This is a genomic window from Streptomyces griseorubiginosus (genome assembly GCF_001514195.1).
Classification (GTDB): domain Bacteria; phylum Actinomycetota; class Actinomycetes; order Streptomycetales; family Streptomycetaceae; genus Streptomyces; species Streptomyces griseorubiginosus.
In genome coordinates, this window is the sequence record NZ_KQ948737.1 from 795,628 (window position 1) to 814,330 (window position 18,703).

At 71.8% G+C, this 18,703-nt stretch carries 17 protein-coding genes; 12 read left to right on the forward strand and 5 right to left on the reverse strand.

The features are described from left to right. The first annotated feature begins 50 nt into the window (after positions 1 to 50). The 4 genes from AQJ54_RS21895 (at position 51) to AQJ54_RS21910 (ending at position 2,472) form a co-directional block, all read left to right on the forward strand. Positions 51 to 1,067 carry an iron-containing redox enzyme family protein gene (locus tag AQJ54_RS21895; protein ID WP_062239938.1) on the forward strand — a complete coding sequence of 339 codons (1,017 nt, stop codon included), beginning with the start codon at positions 51 to 53 and terminating at the stop codon, positions 1,065 to 1,067. Then, the gene (locus AQJ54_RS21900; RefSeq protein ID WP_062239941.1) at positions 1,068 to 1,772 is read left to right on the forward strand and encodes a HemK2/MTQ2 family protein methyltransferase; all 705 of its coding nucleotides are present in this window, start codon (positions 1,068 to 1,070) and stop codon (positions 1,770 to 1,772) included. Next, positions 1,753 to 1,962 carry a CDGSH iron-sulfur domain-containing protein gene (locus AQJ54_RS21905; protein WP_062239943.1) on the forward strand — a complete coding sequence of 70 codons (210 nt, stop codon included), beginning with the start codon at positions 1,753 to 1,755 and terminating at the stop codon, positions 1,960 to 1,962. The genes AQJ54_RS21900 and AQJ54_RS21905 overlap by 20 nt, the downstream gene beginning before the upstream one ends. Before the next feature lie 138 nt (positions 1,963 to 2,100). Further along, positions 2,101 to 2,472 carry an STAS domain-containing protein gene (locus AQJ54_RS21910; RefSeq protein ID WP_062239946.1) on the forward strand — a complete coding sequence of 124 codons (372 nt, stop codon included), beginning with the start codon at positions 2,101 to 2,103 and terminating at the stop codon, positions 2,470 to 2,472. 135 nt (positions 2,473 to 2,607) lie between these two features. On the opposite strand, the gene AQJ54_RS21915 is transcribed toward AQJ54_RS21910, so the two are convergent. Beyond that, positions 2,608 to 3,042 carry a protease inhibitor gene (locus AQJ54_RS21915; protein WP_062239949.1) on the reverse strand — a complete coding sequence of 145 codons (435 nt, stop codon included), beginning with the start codon at positions 3,040 to 3,042 and terminating at the stop codon, positions 2,608 to 2,610. A gap of 323 nt (positions 3,043 to 3,365) precedes the next feature. Here AQJ54_RS21915 and AQJ54_RS21920 point away from each other — a divergent pair, with 323 nt between their 5' ends. The 3 genes from AQJ54_RS21920 (at position 3,366) to AQJ54_RS21930 (ending at position 5,970) form a co-directional block, all read left to right on the forward strand. After that, a complete protein-coding gene (locus AQJ54_RS21920) occupies positions 3,366 to 3,929 on the forward strand; it encodes a hypothetical protein (RefSeq protein WP_062240504.1) in 564 nt (187 codons plus the stop codon). Positions 3,930 to 4,007: 78 nt separating this feature from the next. Then, positions 4,008 to 4,706: an alpha/beta fold hydrolase gene (locus AQJ54_RS21925; protein ID WP_062239951.1), complete on the forward strand. Its 699-nt coding sequence runs from the start codon at positions 4,008 to 4,010 to the stop codon at positions 4,704 to 4,706. A 94-nt stretch (positions 4,707 to 4,800) separates the two neighbouring features. Next, on the forward strand, positions 4,801 to 5,970 hold the full coding sequence (locus tag AQJ54_RS21930) for a lactate 2-monooxygenase (protein ID WP_062239954.1): 1,170 nt from the start codon (positions 4,801 to 4,803) through the stop codon (positions 5,968 to 5,970). Between the two features lie 96 nt (positions 5,971 to 6,066). Here AQJ54_RS21930 and AQJ54_RS21935 read toward each other — a convergent pair whose 3' ends face one another. The 3 genes from AQJ54_RS21935 to AQJ54_RS21945 form a co-directional block, all read right to left on the reverse strand. Next, entirely contained in the window at positions 6,067 to 7,683 is a 1,617-nt protein-coding gene (locus tag AQJ54_RS21935) for an RICIN domain-containing protein (RefSeq protein ID WP_062239957.1), read from the reverse strand. A 585-nt stretch (positions 7,684 to 8,268) separates the two neighbouring features. Further along, positions 8,269 to 8,646 (reverse strand): hypothetical protein, encoded by a 378-nt coding sequence (locus AQJ54_RS21940; protein ID WP_020134791.1) that lies wholly within the window; start codon positions 8,644 to 8,646, stop codon positions 8,269 to 8,271. Positions 8,647 to 8,649: 3 nt separating this feature from the next. Continuing rightward, a complete protein-coding gene (locus AQJ54_RS21945; RefSeq protein WP_062240506.1) occupies positions 8,650 to 8,895 on the reverse strand; it encodes a hypothetical protein in 246 nt (81 codons plus the stop codon). A gap of 190 nt (positions 8,896 to 9,085) precedes the next feature. On the opposite strand from AQJ54_RS21945, the gene sigJ reads away from it, so the two are divergent. Both sigJ and qcrB read left to right on the forward strand, forming a co-directional pair. After that, positions 9,086 to 9,997, forward strand: a complete 912-nt coding sequence (sigJ, locus tag AQJ54_RS21950; protein ID WP_062239960.1) for an RNA polymerase sigma factor SigJ — start codon at positions 9,086 to 9,088, stop codon at positions 9,995 to 9,997. Beyond that, positions 9,994 to 11,535, forward strand: coding sequence for a cytochrome bc1 complex cytochrome b subunit (gene qcrB, locus AQJ54_RS21955; RefSeq protein WP_248845406.1), 1,542 nt, complete (start codon positions 9,994 to 9,996; stop codon positions 11,533 to 11,535). Before sigJ ends, qcrB begins: the two co-directional genes overlap by 4 nt. On the opposite strand, the gene AQJ54_RS21960 is transcribed toward qcrB, so the two are convergent. Then, complete coding sequence (locus tag AQJ54_RS21960; protein WP_062239963.1) at positions 11,480 to 13,723, reverse strand: glycoside hydrolase family 9 protein; 2,244 nt, start codon at positions 13,721 to 13,723, stop codon at positions 11,480 to 11,482. The two genes, qcrB and AQJ54_RS21960, sit on opposite strands and share 56 nt — an antisense overlap. A gap of 391 nt (positions 13,724 to 14,114) precedes the next feature. Here AQJ54_RS21960 and AQJ54_RS21965 point away from each other — a divergent pair, with 391 nt between their 5' ends. The 3 genes from AQJ54_RS21965 to AQJ54_RS21975 all read left to right on the forward strand — a co-directional run bounded on the left by AQJ54_RS21965 (position 14,115) and on the right by AQJ54_RS21975 (position 18,680). Next, positions 14,115 to 16,496, forward strand: coding sequence for a SpoIIE family protein phosphatase (locus tag AQJ54_RS21965; protein ID WP_062239965.1), 2,382 nt, complete (start codon positions 14,115 to 14,117; stop codon positions 16,494 to 16,496). A 118-nt stretch (positions 16,497 to 16,614) separates the two neighbouring features. After that, entirely contained in the window at positions 16,615 to 17,274 is a 660-nt protein-coding gene (locus tag AQJ54_RS21970) for a DUF4232 domain-containing protein (protein WP_062239967.1), read from the forward strand. 149 nt (positions 17,275 to 17,423) lie between these two features. Then, complete coding sequence (locus AQJ54_RS21975; RefSeq protein WP_079069963.1) at positions 17,424 to 18,680, forward strand: arsenic transporter; 1,257 nt, start codon at positions 17,424 to 17,426, stop codon at positions 18,678 to 18,680. Positions 18,681 to 18,703 lie beyond the last annotated feature (23 nt).

Below are 18,703 nucleotides of genomic sequence, written 5' to 3' on the forward strand. Positions count from 1 at the left end.
GCGGATCCAGGCGGGCGGGTGACACACCCGGTCTCGGGTACTCGGCGCGCATGCCACACGATCCTCACCAGGAACCAGCACTGCCGTCGGCCCGGGGCCCGGTCTCCGTGGCCGTCGGGGAGTATCTGCTCGGCACCGGAGCGCTGCCCCGCCACGAGTCCGTCGCGGGCGCGGACGTGTACGGCGACGACCTCCAGCTCGCCCTGTACCTCTGCTACGAACTGCACTACCGCGGCTTCGCGGGCGTCCCGGCCGAGCGGGAGTGGGACCCGGACCTGCTGCGCACCCGCGCGGCCCTGGAGCACCGTTTCCTGTCCGCGCTGCGCACCGACACCCCGGCGCACGACAGCGTCGAGGACGCGGTCGCCGACCTGCTCGTGGAACCGGTCGAGGGCACGGGGGTCAGTCACTTCCTGAGCAAGGAGGGCGAGCTGTGGCAGGTCCGCGAGTACGCGGCCCAGCGCTCGCTGTACCACCTCAAGGAGGCCGACCCGCACGCGTGGGTGCTGCCGCGGCTGTGGGGCCGGGCCAAGGCGGGGATGGCGGCGGTGGAGTTCGACGAGTTCGGCGGCGGCCGCCCCGAGCGCGTCCACGCCCGCCTCTTCGCCGACCTGATGACGGACCTGGACCTGGACACGACGTACGGGCACTATCTGGACGACGCCTGCGCGGAGATGCTCGCGACGGTGAACCTCATGTCGCTGCTGGGCCTGCACCGCAGCCTGCGCGGGGCGCTGGTGGGTCACTTCGCGGCGGTCGAGATCACCTCCTCCCCCGGCTCCCGGCGCCTGGCCGACGCCATGCGCCGCACGGGCGCGGGACCGGCCGCCGAGCACTTCTACGACGAGCACGTCGAGGCGGACGCGGTCCACGAGCAGGTCGTGCGCCACGACGTCATCGGCGGTCTGCTGGCCGAGGAACCGCATCTCGCCGCCGACGTCGCCTTCGGCATCGACGCCACCGGATTCGTCGAGGACCGCCTCGGGGAGCGTCTGCTCGACGACTGGCGCGCCGGGCGTTCGTCCCTGCGCACCCGCCAGGCTTCCGAAATCTCCCATATTTCCTGAATGCCGGGGTACTTGGCCGACGTGAGATCACTGATACCGCCTTTGGCCCTCCCCGGTGTCTACACACCGCAGGAGGACACCGCGCTCCTGGCAGGGGCTCTGTCCGAGGAACCGCTGCACCCCGGTGCCCATGTCCTGGACGTGGGCACCGGGACCGGCGCACTGGCGCTCCAGGCCGCACACCGGGGCAGCCGGGTGACCGCGGTGGACGTGTCCTGGCGTGCCGTGTGCACCGCCAAGGCGAACGCCTGGCTGACCGGGGCATCGGTCCGGGTCCACCGCGGGAACCTCTTCACGCCCGTACGGCACCAGTCGTTCGACCTCATCCTGACCAACCCGCCGTACGTCCCCGCCCCCGTGCGGGACGGACGGCCGCCGCGCGGACGGGCACGGGCCTGGGACGCGGGCCACGACGGGCGCTCCGTGCTGGACCGGGTCTGCCGGGAGGCACCCGGGCTGCTGCGGCCCGGCGGAGTGCTGCTGATCGTGCACTCCGCGCTGAGCGATCCCGGGCGGACCGTACGGCATCTGCGCGGGGCGGGCCTCAAGGCCGCGGTGACCCGCCGTCACAGGATCGCTTTCGGACCGGTGTTGCGGGAGCGGGTGGACTGGCTGCGGGAACGCGGCCTGCTGTCCGCGGACGCCGGCGACGCCGCCGAGGAGAAGGAAGAGCTGGTGGTCGTCCGTGCCGAACTCCCCGTCTGACGACGAGCGTCCGTGCCGCGTCCGGATCCAGCACCGGGGCCCGCTGCTGGTGGAGGGCCCCGTGGAGGTGGAGTTGGAGGACGGCAGCACGGTCGCCTCCGACCGCTTCCGGGTGGCCCTGTGCACATGCCGGCGCAGCAAGCGCTACCCCTGGTGCGACACCAGCCATCGGGAACGCAAGCGCCTATAGACAGAAAGTCAATGCGGTTGCCGGAGATTCACCGGGTCGAGTGAACCAGCTCTTGCGGACCCTCAGGGGATGGATGGTCCCGGCCGCTCCGGGGTAACTACGGAGCCCGAACGCGTCCCTCGCCGAGGTGGAGCGGCCATGACGCCGGAGTCCGACGACCACGCTCCCGAACCGCCCGCGGCGAACCCGTATGCCCGCACCCGGGTGGACGGCGGCTTCACGGTCGTGGCGGCGGCCGGCGAACTCGACCTCGCGACGGCGGGCTTCCTCGCCGAGCACCTCGACGCGGCGACCGCGACCGCCCGGCCCGATGTGCTGGTCGACCTGCGGGACGTGGAGTTCTTCGACTGCTCGGGGCTGCGCGTGCTCTGCCGCGCCGACTCCCGGGCCAGGGAACACGGCGGACGCCTGCGCGTGGTCACCGACGATCCCCGGCTGCACCGGCTGCTGCGCGCCACGGGCCTGTGGGCCCGCGTCACGCCGCTGCCGGCGATCCCCCGGGCGCAGTGACCGAGGGGCCGGCGGACGGCCCCACTCCGTCCGCCGGCCCTCGAAGCGGGATCGCCGGGTTCCGTGAGGAGAGGGGTAGCACTCCCCTGTTGCGGGCCCCTCGGGCAGGTCACGGCACCCCACGATCCCGGTCTCTCAGAACGCGAAGACGCTCGTCCCGAAGGAGTTCTTCACGCACTCGTTGGCGAAGGTCCGCTCGTAGGAGACGCGCTTGCCCCGCCAGACGCCGTCGACCGTGACCACGACGGGGTTGTACTCCCGGGTGCACTGGACGTCGGAGCCGGCCCCCAGGGCGTCGAAGTCCCCGTCGGTGGCCCGCAGTTCGGCGCAGGCCGGGCTCGCGGCCGGGTGGGTGCCCGAGGGCCTCGGGGCGCAGGTGAGGGTCACGGCCCGTTCCGGGGTGACGGTGGCGGCGCTGTCGCCGTGGCCGAGGGTGAGCACGAGAGCCGAGGGGGCGTAGAGGCTCTGGGGGGCGGCGGCCGGCTCGGCGAGCGCGGCCCCGGTGAGGGGTCCGCAGACGGCGGTGGCCGTGAGGCCGAGGGTCGCTGCCCAGCGCGCGGTGTTCCGCATTGTGTGCATCCTTCCGCTGGATTCGAGGGTGTCGCCGTCCGACTCGGTCGGTGCCGGAGCGGCGAGCGCGAGTCTGCCGAGTCCTGGCCCGAACTTCACATCAGCCCCACAGTTTTCAGTAACCTTGCGTGTTGAATCAGTGGCGCGAAGTCACATCATCCGAACAGTCGAGCCCCTCAACCGCACGGATCTCGATCACTCGTTCCGGCCGGATGGCCTGTTTACCCCGCCTCCGCAATAGGCCTGAAACATTCCGCTTCCGCTCTCGGCGCACCCCGCCGAGACCCCTTGCGTTCATGGAACACTGGAGTAATCGTCATTACATAATTACTCCAGAACAGCGAGAGAAGCTGCGCGGCTGGTTCACCGGCCGTCTGCCCGACGATCTCTTCGAGGCGCTGGTCGAGGTGACCGTCGACCGCGAGGAGATCACCGTGATCGGCCGCATCCCCGGACCGCGGCTCACCGAGGGCGTCTCGGCCGCCGAGCGCGAGGCCGCCGTGCAGGGCCGGATCCAGGAGTTCCGGGAGCGCACCCGCGAGGAGCGCGTGGAGGTCGCCCGCGAGGCCGAGCACGCCTTCCGCCGCAAGGTGTCGTGGGGCGTGGAGTGCGACGGCGAGCGCGCCCTGTTCACGCATGTGGCGGCCCCCGTCATGACCCGGCTGCGGCAGCCCGAGCGCCAGGTCCTGGACACCCTCATCGCCGGCGGGGTCGCCCGCAGCCGCAGCGACGCGCTCGCCTGGTGCGTCCGGCTGGTGCAGCGCCACACCGACGACTGGCTGGCCGAACTGCGGGAGTCCCTGGAGCACGTCCAACGGGTGCGGGCCCAGGGGCCGGATGCCGACGAGGCGGGCGACTCCGCCGACGGGAGCACCGAGAGCGGATGAAACGGCCCGCTCCTGCCACCCGGTGACCGGACCCGACGGCAGGCAGCATGGTCAGTGCCCTCGGCTACATTGCGGCTCATGACCAACTACGTACTGGTGGCGGGCGCGAGGCTAGGGGCGTCGGCGTGGGACGAGGTCGCGGCGGAGCTGCGCGCGGCCGGGCACGCACCGCATCCGCTGACCTTGTCGGGCCTCGCGGAGAAGCAGGGTGTCCCGGCGGGACAGCGGACTCATGTGCGGGACATCGTCGACGAGGTCGAGCGGCTGGATCTGCGGGAGGTGGTGCTGGTCGGGCACAGCTACTCGGGCGTCCCGGTCGGACAGGCGGCCCAGCTGATCGGTGACAGGCTGCGGCGCGTGGTGTTCGTCGACGCGAGCGTCCCCGTCGACGGGGAGTCCTTCCTGGACGGCTGGCCCAGCGACGACGTCCGCAGGACCATCGAGGAGAGCGGCGGCTTCTGGCTCCCGGTGGGTCCGGAGCACTACGCCGACCAGGGTCTTACGGACGCGCAGATATCCCGGCTCATCACCCGTGCGTCCCCGCACCCCGGCGCCACCCTCACCGAACCCGCCGTCCTCACCGGCCCGTTGGACGAGCTCCCGGCCACCTACGTCAAGTGCCTGCTCGACGGCGAGGAACCGATGCCGGTCGTGGCCGAGCTGCTGAAGAACGACAGCTGGGAACTGGTCGAGATGGACACCGGGCACTGGCCGATGTTCTCCCAGCCCCGCGAACTGGCCCGCGTCCTCGCGGAGCTCGGCACGACCGCCTCCTGAGCGGCTGTCGCGGCCCGAGCGGCCACCGCTCCCCGGGCGGCGGCCGGCCCCGGATATCGTCGGCGCACTCGACGAGGAGAGGCGGCAGGGACCGATGGCCAAGCACTGGGCGGACTTCCAGTACGAGATCTACCTGAACGGGATGTCCGGCGCGGTGCCCCGGCTGCCCACGGACCTGACCCGCCTCGAAGAACTCACCGAACAGCGGCTGGGCCCCGGGCCGGTGGGCTATGTGGCGGGCAGCGCGGGGGACGGCAGTACCGCGCGGGCGAACCGGGCGGCTCTCCGACGGCGTCGGATCGTCCCGCGCATGCTGCGGGACGTGCACGAACGCGACCTGTCCGTCGAGGTGTTGGGCCGTACCCTGCCCGCACCGCTGGCCCTGGCGCCGGTCGGCGTGCTGTCGATCATGCACCCCGAGGCGGAGTCCGCCGCCGCCCGCGCCGCCGCGGCCCAGGGCGTGCCGTACATCCTCTCGTCGGCCTCCAGCACACCGATGGAGGAGGTCGCCGAGGCGATGGGGGACGCCGAGCGCTGGTTCCAGCTGTACTGGCCGAAGGACCCGGAGGTCGCCCTCAGCTTCCTCGGCCGGGCCAGGGCCGCCGGGTTCACCGCCCTGGTCGTCACCCTGGACACCCCGCTGCTGTCCTGGCGGCCACGCGATCTCGACCAGGCGTACCTTCCGTTCCTGCACGGCGTGGGCACCGCCAACTACTTCTCCGACCCGGCCTTCCGGGCGGGTCTGGCCAAGCCGGTGCACGAGGACCCCAACGCGGCCGTGCTGCACTTCGTCGGCATGTTCGCGGACCCGGGCAAGACCTGGCCCGACCTGGCGTTGATCAGGGAGCACTGGGACGGCCCGATCGTGCTCAAGGGCATCCTGCACCCGGACGACGCCCGCCTCGCCGCCGACGCCGGGATGGACGGGGTCGTGGTCTCCAACCACGGCGGCCGGCAGGTGGCCGGGTCCATCGCGGCGGCCGATGCGCTGCCCCGGGTGGTGGAGGCCGTGGGTGACCGGCTGACGGTGCTCTTCGACAGCGGAGTCCGCACCGGCGACGACGTCTTCAAAGCCCTCGCCCTCGGCGCCCGCGCGGTGCTGCTCGGGCGGCCGTACGTCTACGGTCTCGGGCTCGACGGACAACCGGGCGTCGAGCACGTGATCCGCTGTCTGCTCGCCGAACTGGACCTCACCCTCGCCCTGTCGGGCCACGCGACACCGGCCACGATCGGCCCCGAGGACCTCGTGGAGGACCCCGCCTGAGGGGAGGTGTCCGCCTGAGGGGGAGGTCTCCGCCCGAGGGGAGGCCGCCGCGGACGGAGACCTCCCTGTCGTGCCCGGTTCGTGGCCGGCCCGCCGCTACACCCGGTTCCTGAGCGTCGCCGGCCGGGCCTGCGGGGCCCCGCTCCCGGTGACCGACAGCGATCCGGGGCTCGCGACCGAGGACGGGTCGGTCAGCCAGCGCTGCTCCTTCGAGCCGTCGCGGACCTTGACGACGATGTCCGCGCCCGCCTCCCCGGTGGTGGCGGCGAGGGCCAGCTGCTCGTCCCAGCGGGGGATCAACTCCCCCTGCACGGTGAGGTCGTAGCGCACGTCCTGGGCCCGCTTCGCCTTGTCCTCGGCGCACTCGCCGAGGATGACCACACCCGCGTCCACGTGCGAGTCCAGGCACAGCTCCGGGTTGGCCTCGCTGCGCAGCAGCCCGTCGGCCTCGTAGGACCACTGCTGGGTCACATCGGTGGAGCAGGCCGCCAGTTCGGTGCCGGCGCCCTCCTTCACCGTGCCCCGGATGTCGAGGCAGAGGTCGGAGGCGGCGTTGCGCAGCCGGGTCACGGCCGGCGCGGTGGGCAGCTGGGCGGGGCCCGGGGTGCGGGGGCTCGCGCTCGGCACGGTGTCGTTGCCGGTGGCGCTGGTCGAGGCGGCCGGGTCGGCGCCGTCGTCGTGCGACCACAGGCCGGTGGCGAGCATCGCCGCGAGGATCCCGGCGGAGGTCAGGCCCACCCCGGTGAGCACCGTGCGCGAGGAGCGCAGACCGCTGCCGGTGCCGGGGGGCCGGCGGCCCGGCGTCGGGATGCGCGCCAGGATGCGGCGGCGTTCCGCGCCGTGCCGGCCGCTTCCCCGGCCGCGGGCCGAGTCCTGGGGCGTACGCCCGGCGCGCAGTTCGAGATAGCGCCGGGCACCCCAGCCGAGCACCGCCTCCGCGAGGAGGACACCGAGACCGCCCTCGAAATGGCTCAGTTGTTCCGCGGCGGAACGGCAGTAGGGGCACTCCGAGAGATGCTGCTCGACATCCGGCAGCAGGGCGCCGCCGCGTCGAATCGGAACATCGAGGAGACGGTTGTAGAAGCGGCAATCCTTGGTCGGCGCGAGTTCCCGATGGGCATGTACACATCCTTCCCGGAATTTTTCACGCGCCTGTTCGAGCGCTGCCGACGCGGTGTCGGTGTCCATGCCGAGGAGTGCGGCGGGCACCGCAATCGAGTCGGCCTCGACCTCGGTGTGCCACAGCAAGCAGCGGGCGAGTCCGGGAAGGGACTGGAATGACCGCTCGGCGAGCTTGCGGTTTTCCGGGGTCATCGACTTGGCGGCCCGCATCCCGCGGCCGCCGTTCGGTTTCACCAAGTCCGGCAGCACACCCGTTATTCGGTCCTGCGCCGTCCACTCCTTGACCGTGTCCCGCACGGCCACGAGGGTTCTCGGGCGCAGGGCGAGGGCCGGTTCGCCGAGTGCGAGACGGTCCAGGACCTGGTGGAAGGCGGCCGCGGCCACCATGGAGGCGGTCTCGGACGGGGACGCCAGACAGATCACCGCGTATTCGTGGGCCGGTTTCCAGTGGCGGGCCATGAGCAGGGCGACGGACTGGGCGGCCTCACCGTCGGGACGCCCCCTGAGCCGGGCTGCGAGATCCTCGTCGGATTCTCCGGACGCGCCGCCCGGCGGCGGGTAAGGCGGAAGCGGGGGGTGGGGGGTGGGCACTGAGCGGATTCCTTCCCAGGGGCATGGGACTCACAGAAGTTCTCCTTGCCGAAAAGAAGTGCCGGACGGGGCATCCCTTTTGGGCGCGGTGTGGGAAGCACGAATTCGCCGACGCCTCTTCGACCCGGTTCCCCACGAGACGAATACGACCCGGCCCTGCCCCCCACTCAGGTGGTTCACCCTTGCACAAGTCACTCACGGCCAACAAGGCACCTGGGCAACATCCACGTCAATGGAAAGTCAGTCGGAGGCCGCCGCAACTGCGCCTTCCCACACTGGCTTTCGACATTCCATGCGCCCCGTGTGAACCCCGCGCACGCGCCGGAGCGCCGCGCACGCTCCCGGAGTGCGGCGGGCGGTAGTGCACTGGGTACCGGCCCTTCTCGGAGGCCCCGCGCGGAACGGCGGCTCTCCCGCGCCAAACCCCGGCCGCCGACCCCGTTCCTCCCGCCCTCGGTCGGCGGCCCCGGGGCGGGGGGACCGGGCGGGAGCGGCTCGACCCGGGTCCCCTTCCCCACGTCCACGGCACCCGGGTCGTTCCCCATGGCTTCGCACGGACCCTGCCCCAGCGCCCCCCTGAGAGCCTCAGATCTGCCAGGAGCGCAGTCGGTCCGCCGCGCCGTACACGTCGGTCTTGCCGGAGATCAGGTCGCGGGCGAGGTCGACCAAGGCGCCGTAGGGCGGATCGATGCCCACACCGCTGACGAACATGTAGGCCACGGCGGTGGCGCAGGCGAAGCGGGCGTTGGCGGACGGTAAGGGCTTGAGCAGGGCCAGGGTGTGCAGCAGGGCGGCGGCTCGCCAGGCCGGGTCGGAGTCCACGCCGAGACGCGGCGGATCGACCCGGTGCCGGGCGACGGCGGCGACGAGCGCCGAGAAGTCGTTGATCGTGGGCTGTTCGGGCAGGACCTCTTCGTGCCGCTGGAGCAGCCAGGGCACGTCGATGTGGACGACGGAAGCCATCGGTCAGGCGACCCGCCCCGCGCCCTTGCCCGCCGGTTCGTCCTCGGGGAAGGCGGCGGCGAACTCGTCGGCGTAGGCGGAGAAGAACCGGCGGAAGGCCTCCGCGCCTTCCTGGAGGGCCCGGTGCCGCGCGATGTCCGCGGCGGCGGCCTCCCGCACGAGGGCCTTCATCGACGTACCGCGCTCCTTGGCGATCTGCCGCAGGTCCTCCAGCTCGCGATCGCTGAACTCCACATTGAGAGCAGGCATGCCCTCACGGTACCGCGCGGGGTACTCCACCGTAAATACTCCCAGCTCAGAGTCGTATTGCGGCGGTACCGCGAGGTCGATACCCCGGCGGCCGCGGATGAGGCGTGAGTCACACTCCGCCCCCTCCATGTCACATTCCGGGCCCCGGAAGCCCTCGCAGGAGTGAGCGCGCCACTGGGAGGCCCACCCGATGACCGAGATCCCCGTGCCCGTCGGCACCGAAGACCCGACCGGCGTCTTCGTCGAGCACCGTGAACTGCTGTTCGGCGTCGTCTACAACATGCTGAGCAGCGTCACCGACACCGAGGACGTCCTCCAGGACACCTGGCTGTCGTGGTCGCGCCGGGGCACCGGCGGAGTCGACAACCCGCGTGCCTACCTGGTCCGGATCGCCGTCAACCACGCCCTGAAGCGGCGGGCCGTGGTCGACCGCCGCCGCGAGACGTACGTCGGCTCGTGGCTGCCCGAGCCCCTGGTCACCGAGGAGCCGGGCGCGGACGACCCGGCGCTGCGGACCGAGTCCGTGTCGCTGGCGATGCTGGTGGTCCTGGAGTCGCTGTCCCCGCTGGAGCGCGCGGTGTTCGTGCTCCACGAGGTGTTCGGGTACGCCCACACCGAGATCGCGGAGATCATCGACCGGAAACCGGCCGCCGTACGGCAGTTGGCGCATCGCGCGCGGGACCACGTGCAGGCTCGCCGGCCGCTGTACGAGGCGCATCCGCGGGTGCGCCGGGAGGCGACCGAGCGGTTCGTGCGGGCCGCCGTCGGCGGGGACATCGCGGAGCTGATGGAGATCCTCGCCCCGGACGTGACGGTGTGGACCGACGGCGGCGGCATGCGCAAGCAGGCCCTGCGGCCGGTGCACGGGCGCGACAAGGCCGCCCGGCTCCTCACCGGGTACGCCAGGCGGGGCGGCGCCCACCTGGACCTGGAGCTGCGCCACCGGCGGGTCAACGGCGACGACGCCGCCGTGCTGTTCTCCCACGACTCGCCGTACGCGGTGATCGTCCTGGACCTCACCCCGGAGGGCGACCGGGTCGCGAACCTCTTCGTCGTCACCAACCCGGACAAGCTCACGCACGTCGACAAGGAGGAGGCATGACACCCTCGTTGACCACCAGGGAACAGCGGGCGGAGCCGGGCAGGGGCGAGCGGCTGTCCGGCTGGCTCGACGGCCGGCTCGGCACCCGCACCCTCGGCGCGAAGTACCTGCGCAAGGTCTTCCCGGACCACTGGTCCTTCCTGCTCGGCGAGATCTGTCTATACAGCTTCGTCGTGCTGATCCTGACCGGGGTGTGGCTCACCCTGTTCTTCCATCCGTCGATGAACGAGGTGACGTACCACGGCAGTTACACGCCCCTGAACGGCGTGCGCATGTCGGAGGCGTACGCCTCGACCCTGGACATCAGCTTCGACGTGCGCGGCGGACTGCTGATCCGCCAGCTGCACCACTGGTCGGCGCTGATCTTCGTCGCCGCGATGCTCACGCACATGATGCGGCACTTCTTCACCGGCTCGTTCCGCAAACCGCGTGAGGTCAACTGGGTGTTCGGCTGGCTGCTGCTGTTCCTCGGCCTGTTCGAGGGCCTCTTCGGCTACTCGCTGCCGGACGACCTGCTGTCGGGCACGGGCCTCAGGTTCGTCTACGGCGCCACCCTGTCGGTGCCGATCGTCGGGACGTATCTCGCGCTGTTCCTGTTCGGCGGCGAGTTCCCCGGCCATGACATCGTGGCCCGCTTCTACTCGCTGCACATCCTGGTGATCCCCGGCATCATGGCGGCCCTCGTGCTGGCCCACCTGATCCTGGTCGTGTACCACAAGCACACCCAGTTCGCGGGCCCCGGGAAGACCGAACGCAACGTGGTCGGCACCCCGTTCTTCCCGGTGTACCTGGCGAAGGCGGGCGGTTTCTTCTTCCTGGTCTTCGGGGCGCTCACCCTCATCGCGGCCGTGGCGTCCGTCAACCCCGTGTGGTCCTACGGCCCTTACCGCGCCGACCAGGTCTCCACGGGCGCCCAGCCGGACTGGTACCTGGGCTTCGCGGAGGGCCTGGTGCGGGTGATGCCGGGCTGGGAGGTGACCCTCTGGGGCCACACGCTGATCCTCGGGGTCCTGATCCCGGTCGTGGTCTTCCCGCTGCTGCTGGTCTTCATCGGCGTCTACCCGTTCCTGGAGGCCCGGTTCACCAAGGACCGGCGGGAGCACCACCTGCTGGACCGCCCGCGCAACAAGCCTCTGCGCACCGCGATCGGCGCGTCCTGGATCAGCCTGTACCTGATCCTGCTGGCGGGCGGCGGCAACGACATCGTGGCGACCCGGCTGCACCTGTCCATCAACACGGTCACCTGGGCCGTACGGATCGGGATGTTCGTCGTCCCCGCGGTCGTCTTCGTCGTCACCCGGCGGATCTGCCTGGGGCTCCAACTCCGCGACCGGGAACTGGTGTTGCACGGCCGGGAGACGGGTGTGATCAAGCGGCTGCCGCACGGTGAGTACGTCGAGGTGCACCAGCCGCTCGATCAGGCCCGGCTCCACCAGCTCACCGCGCACGAGCGGCCCGGTGAGCTGGTGGAGCATCCGAAGGTCAGCCTTGATCCGCCACGAAGGACGCCATCCGGGTCAGGGCCGAGTTCCAGTTGATGGTGTGCTCGTTGGTCGACCAGGACTGGATGTCGTCGATGTAGCAGAACTGGCCGACACAGCCCTGGAGTTTGCTCTGTGCGTAGGGGTCCTGGATGCCCGAGTTCGGCCCGCCGGCGAGGGTGCCCTTCGGCGGGTTCGGCATGTTCGGGTCGAGCTGGTGGGCGTACCAACGGGCGTGCTGGTTGTGGGAGTTGACCTCGCCGTAGCCGGTCACATACGACATGTTGAGGGCGTTGCGGCCGAAGATGTAGTCGATGCCCTGAAGGGCGCCGTCCCGGTACTTCGAGGCGCCGGTGATGTCGTAGGCGGTGGCGATGACGATGCCGTTGTGCAGGATCTGGTGGTTGGAGCCCCAGTCGTAGAGGTTGCCCTCCGGGGCGTACGGCAGGCCGTACGGGTGGGCCTTCAGGGTGGCCAGGTAGCCGTCGGCGCCCTTGACGACCGACTGGCGGACCTTGTCGCGGCCGGGCAGCTTGCTGGGCACGGTCGCCAGGTCCAGCCGGGCCGCGGCGGCCGTACGGGCCCAGTCGTAGCCGACGGGGACGAAGATGTCGGCGGTGTGGACGGGTGAGGCGAGGACGTGGTCCTGGAAGGTCTTCTCACCCGTGGTGAGGTACAGCTCGGCCGCCGCCCAGTAGAACTCGTCGGTGACGTTGTTGTCGGCGTAGGTGCCGCCGCCGGTGCCGTCGCTCTCCGAGGCGTACAGGTCGGGGTGGGCGAGCGCGGCGGCCCAGGCCTTGCGGGCGGCCGTCAGGGCCCTGGCCGCGAAAGCCTTGTCGTACGGCTTGTACAGGCGGGCCGCCTGGGCGGCCGCCGCGGCGAGGTTCAGGGTCGCCGCGGTGGACGGTGGGTGCAGTTCACGCTTCTGCGGGTCGTCGCTCGGCAGCAGCGGCAGGCCGGTCCACTGCTCGTCGTGGATCTTGTGGTGGGCCATCCCGGCCAGCGGCTTCCCGTCCGGCACCTGCATCTTCAGGAGGAACTCCAGCTCCCAGCGGGCCTCGTCGAGGATGTCCGGGATTTTGTTGCCGCTCTCGGGGATGGCGAGGCTGCCGTCACCGAGCTTCCCCGGTTCCCCGGTGCGGGCGAGCAGTTCACGCTCGTACGTGCTGAGCAGCTCCCAGGTGGAGATGCCGCCGTTGACGACGTACTTGCCGTGGTCGCCGGCGTCGTACCAGCCACCGGTGACGTCGAGGGTGTAGTCGCACACACCGGGCTGGCAGGGCACGTTCTTGTCGCCCTGGCTGGGAGCCGCGTTCACGTGACCGGCGGCGCGGCCGTAGCCCGGGCGCAGGTCGTCGCGGATCGCGATGCCGCTGCGCTGGGTGTAGTAGTACTTGGCCGCGTCCAGGCGGAGCTGCTCGTAGGCCGCGGCGCCGATGTCGAAGGGCCGGCTGGTCTCGCCGTCGGCGACCAGGGTGAACCCGGTGCCCTTCCTGCGGTAGGCGCTGAAGTCGATCGAGTGGACGTTCTGCCCGGAGGAGGCGTCGACACCGCGCGGCACGGTCGAGCCGTGGGCGACGACGGCGCCGGAGGCGTTCTTGAGCTGCCAGGGCAGCTTGGTCATGGCGTCGGTGACCAGGGTGGCGTTCTTCGGCCCGGCGGGCAGATAGGCGACCTGGTTGACCCGCACGCGCGGTCCGGTGTCGGGCACGTACACCTCGGGCGGGACCCCGCCCAGCAGGGAGGCGTCGTCCATGCAGAAGCGGAACGGGTCGGTGCCGCCGCCGAGTTGGAAGCCGACCTGGCCCTGTGCCGTGTCGACGGGCGAGGTGAACGTGTAGGAGTAGGAGTTCCCGGACACGCTCAGCTGCGGGCTCACCTCGAACCAGGTGTCGTAGGGCGCCACTTGCAGCCCCACGATCGCGCGCACGACGTGCCCCTCGGGCGAACCCTTCGCGGTGAAGGAGAACTTGTACGACTCCCCCTTCACCAGGGTCACGTCGTTCTGGCCGACGGCCGCGTCCCAGCGGTTGGCGGTGCCGCCGGGCACGTCCGCGCAGAGCTGTCCGTCGGACACTTCCGCGGTGACGTTGCTGGTCGTCCACCAGGGCGCGGTGGTGGAGTCGAAGGTGCCGTTCTTGAGCTGTTCGACCTCCTCGGCGGCGGCTCCGGATGCGGGGAGGCCGACAAGTGCCGTCCCCGCGAGGGCCGCCAGGGCCAACAGGGCGGTTCTGCGTCGTTTCACGTCTGGGCTCCTCTGGAGAGGTGCGGGCGACGCTCGTGATGGGAGCGCTCCCAGAAGCGGACGCCCGCCATGCTTGTTGCAGGCATGACACGGCGTCAACCACCGGGCAGCGCCAACTTGTCGCGCGATCGCCTGACGCCCCTCACTCATCGAGGCCCAGAAGCGCCCACAACTGATCGTGACCGCACACGACCTGACGGTAAGCCACACCCTGCTGTCCAGGACACGGTGAGCCGCCGCCGCCCGCCGCACCGCCCCCGCCGGATTTCCCCTTTGACCGGCATCTCCCGGCCGGCAGGGGTTCGCCGTCCGCGCGCGAGCGCGACGCACTAGTCTTGGAGCCCAAGTGACCGGTTTGTTCACTGAGAGTGCCCGCGATGGAGTGGCGACGATGACCCTCGTGTACCCGTTCGACGACACGGCGACAGCACGGGCCGTCGTCGGCGAGGACGGCACGCTGGTCGCGTGGAACGCCGGAGCGCAACGCCTGCTGGGCTGGTCACCCGCCGAGGTGGTGGGCAGACCCGCGGTGAACCTGCTGGTCAACGGAGGCCAGGAGATGCCCGTCGGGCCCGTGGGCGCCCGCTGGGACGGTGTCCTCACCCTGTGTCACCGGGACGGCACCGCCGTATCGGCCTGGCTGCTCGCCCACCACCAGAACTCCTCGGACGGCGGCCCCGGGCACTGGCTCGTGGTGACCCCGCTGGACCCCGGCGGCCCCCGCTCCCCCGACGACCCGCTGGGCACGGCCGTGCTCACCCAGTCGCCCTGCGCCGTCGCCGTCTACGACGACCAGCTGCGGCTGCGCCGGATCAACGACGCCATGGCCGAGGTGATCGGCCTGCCCGAGAAGCGCATCCAGGGCCTCAGACTGTCCGAGATCGGCGGCAAGCGGCAGAGCGTGGAACTGGAGGAGCATCTGCTCCACGTGCTCAGCAGCGGCGAGGCCAAGGACGTGCAGACGTACATGCGGACCGGCGGCCAGGAGCGCGCGCACGCCTGGCTGGCCCGGATGGCACCGATCACCGACCCGTCGGGCCGGGTGCGGGGCGTGTGTCTGGCCGCCCACGACTTCACCGACAACTTCCTCGCCCGGGAGCGGCTCCAGCTGGTCAACGAGGCCAGTGTGCGCATCGGCACCACCCTCGACGTGACACGCACGGCCCAGGAGCTGGCCGACGTCTGCATTCCCGCGCTCGCCGACTTCGTCAGCGTCGACCTGCTGGATCCTCAGGAGCAGGGCGAGATCCCGCCGGTGCTGACCGCGCCGGTCGAGCTGCGGCGCGCCGCCCATCAGTCGGTGGATCCCGGCAACCCGATGGCCGTGGTCAAGCCGGGCCACACCGAGGTGTACCCGGTCGGCTCTCCGCAGGCCGACTCGCTGGTCGCGGGCTCCACCATCGTGGCCACGGTGGCCTCCGGACGGCTCGACCGGTGGCTCGACTGGAACAGGACCCGCGCCGAGCGGGTCAAGGAGTTCGGCATCCACTCCACGATGTCCGTGCCGATCCAGGCCCGCGGCCAGACCCTCGGGGTCGCGGTCCTCACCCGGTACCGGCGACCGGACCCCTTCACCCCGGACGACGTCCTGCTGGCCGAGGAGATCACCGCGCGGGCCGGGATCTGCGTCGACAACGCCCGCCGCTTCTCCCGTGAGCGTGAGACCGCGCTCGCCCTCCAGCGCAGTCTGCTGCCCCGCTCCCTGCCCCGCACCGCCGCCGTGGACGCCGCCTCGCGCTATCTCCCGGCCGCGCGGGCCGGCGTCGGCGGCGACTGGTTCGACGTGATCCCGCTGTCCGGGATGCGGGTCGCGATGGTCGTCGGGGACGTGATCGGCCAGGGCATCCAGGCCTCCGCGACGATGGGCCGGCTGCGCACCGCCGTCCGCACCCTCGCCGACATCGACCTGGCCCCGGACGAGCTCCTCACCCACCTCGACGACCTCGTCGTACGGCTGTCCGCGGAGGCCGGCGGCGAGGGCAGCCCCGGCGAGGTCGGGGCCACCTGTCTCTACGCGGTCTACGACCCGGTGTCCCGGCGTTGCACGCTGGCGCGGGCCGGGCATCCGGCGCCCGTGCGGCTGACGCCGGGCGGAGTCGCCCGCGAGGTGGACCTGCCCGCGGGGCCGCCGCTGGGCCTCGGCGGGCTGCCGTTCGAGTCCGCCGAGCTGGATCTGCCCGAGGGGAGCCTGCTGGCCCTGTACACGGACGGGCTCATCGACTCCCCGGAGCGGGACGTCGACGCGGGCCACGCGCTGCTGTGCGAGGCCCTCGCGGTGCCCGCCGACTCCCTGGAGGAGACCTGCGACCGGGTGCTGCACACACTGCTCCCGGCGACCGGCTCCGCCGACGACGTGGCCCTCCTGCTGGCCCGCACCCGGGGGCTGCCCGCCTCCCAGGTGGCGACCTGGGACATCCCGGCGGACCCCGCCCTGGTCGGGCCCGTGCGCAAGCAGGTCGTGGAACAGCTGGCCCGCTGGGAACTGGCCGAGGCGTCGTTCACGGCCGAGCTGGTGACGAGCGAGCTCGTGACGAACGCGATCCGCTACGGCGCCCGTCCCATCCGGCTGCGGCTCATCCACGACGCGACCACGCTGATCTGCGAGGTCTCCGACAGCAGCCACACCGCCCCGCACCTCAGGCGCGCCAAGACCTGGGACGAGGGCGGCCGGGGGCTGCTCCTGGTCGCGCAGCTCACCCAGCGCTGGGGCAGCCGGCACACGGCCGACGGCAAGACCATCTGGGCGGAGATCGGCCTCCTCGACGAGGAGTGAGGCCTGGCGTGAGCGAACCTTTCCGGCCCGGGCCGCGTCGGACCCTGATGACGACCCTGGTGACGGGGCACGAGACGCCGTACGGGCGCGTGCGGGAGATCTCCGGGAGTGTGGAGACATGACGAACAGGTTCCTCGGTGTACGGCGGGCCGTGACGGCGGCGGGTTCGGTCGCGCTGCTCGGTCTGGTGGCGGGCTGCGGCAACGGCGGCAGCAGTGACGGGACGTCCAGCGCCCCGCGTACGGAGTCCGGCACTGCCACGTCGTCCGCCACCGGGGCGCCCACAGGGACGAGCGGCGTCCCGACCGACCCGGTGAGCAACTCCCTCACCCCGTCCGCGCCCCCGGTGTCCGCGTCCGCCACCCGCTGCCACACCTCCGAGCTGAGCGCCTCCGTCGGCCGCAACAACCCCGGCGCCGGGCAGGAGAACTTCCCGGTGGTGCTGACGAACGAGTCGCACCGCACGTGCACGCTGTACGGCTATCCGGGCACCGCCTTCGTCGACGCGTCCGGCAAGCAGCTGGGCCCGGACCCCGAGCGGTCAGCCGGGAAGCCGGAGACCGTGAAGCTGCCGCCGGGCGGCAGCGCCTGGGCCGGACTGTCCTTCTCCAACCCGGAGATCAGCGAAGCCGCGACCGCCACCCCGGCCGCGCTCCTCGTGACCCCGCCGGACGAGGAGGACCCGCTGAAGGTGACCTGGAAGGGCGGCGCGGTCCCGGTCTCCGGCGACGAGTCGTCGGTGCGGCTCATCCCGTTCAGCCCGGGCACGGGGGCCTGAGCGGCCGAGGCGGACCGTCCGGGAAGAGGTCGGACGTGTCGGATCCAGGACCGGGGGTATCGGGGTCGAGGTCGGGGGAATCGGGAAGTTCTTACCCTCGCCTGGTTTCATGACCGGGCACGATCTGCTCACCTCACGAAGGACCCGCCCTGAACACCCCGCTCGCCGAAGCCCTGTCCATCGCCCTGCTCGTAGCCGTACTCGCATGGGCGGTCCTGCGTCCCTTCGGCTGGCCGGAGGCGGTCGTCGCCGTCCCCGCTGCCGGGCTGGTGATCCTGACCGGCGCCATCTCCCCCGAGCACGCCTGGGCGGAGGCCGAACGGCTCGGGCCCGTCGTCGGGTTCCTGGCGGCGGTCCTGGTGCTCGCCCACTTCTGTGACGTCGAGGGGCTGTTCCACGCCTGCGGGGCCTGGCTGGCGCGACGCGCGGCCGGCTCGCCCGGACGGCTGCTGACCGGGGTGTTCCTGCTGGCGTCGGCGATCACGGCGGTGCTGAGCCTGGACGCCACCGTCGTGCTGCTGACGCCCGTGGTGCTGGCGACCGCCTCCCGGATGGGGGCCCGCGCCAAACCGCACGTCTACGCCTGCGCCCATCTGTCGAACACAGCCTCGCTGCTGCTGCCGGTGTCCAACCTCACCAACCTGCTGGCCTTCGAGGCGAGCGGGGTCAGCTTCACCCGCTTCGCGCTGCTGATGACGCTGCCCTGGATCGCCGCGATCGCCGTCGAGTACGTGGTCTTCCGGCGCTTCTTCGCCACCGACCTCACGGTGGTCGACCACTCCCCCGGGTCGGCCGAGGAACCCCCTCTGCCGCTGTTCGCCCTGGTCACCGTCGGCTGCACCCTGGCCGGGTTCGTGGTGGCGTCGGCCTTCGGCGTCGACCCCGCCTGGGTCGCGTGCGCGGGAGCGCTGGTGCTGGCGGGCCGTGCCCTGGTCCGGCGCAAGGCCACCCCGGCCACGGTGGTGCGGGCCGCGGCACCGGCGTTCCTGGCGTTCGTGCTGGCGCTGGGCGTCGTGGTGCGCGCGGTCGTGGACAACGGCCTCGCGGACGCCCTGCACCGGGTGCTGCCGGACGGGGCGGGGCTCCTCGCGCTGCTGGGGATCGCCGCGCTGGCCGCCGTCCTGGCGAACCTGATCAACAACCTGCCCGCGGTCCTGGTGCTGCTCCCGCTCACCGCCGCGGCCGGTCCCGGCGCGGTCCTCGCGGTGCTGCTCGGGGTGAACATCGGCCCGAACCTCACCTACGCCGGGTCCCTGGCCACCCTGCTGTGGCGGCGCATCCTGCACCGGCAGGACCACGAGGTCGGCCTCGGCGAGTTCACCCGGCTCGGCCTGCTGACCGTACCGGCCGCGCTCGCCGCGGCCGTGGTGGCGCTGTGGGGCTCGCTCCAGCTCGTGGGGGCCTGAGCGGCAAGCCGGACCGGTCGCAT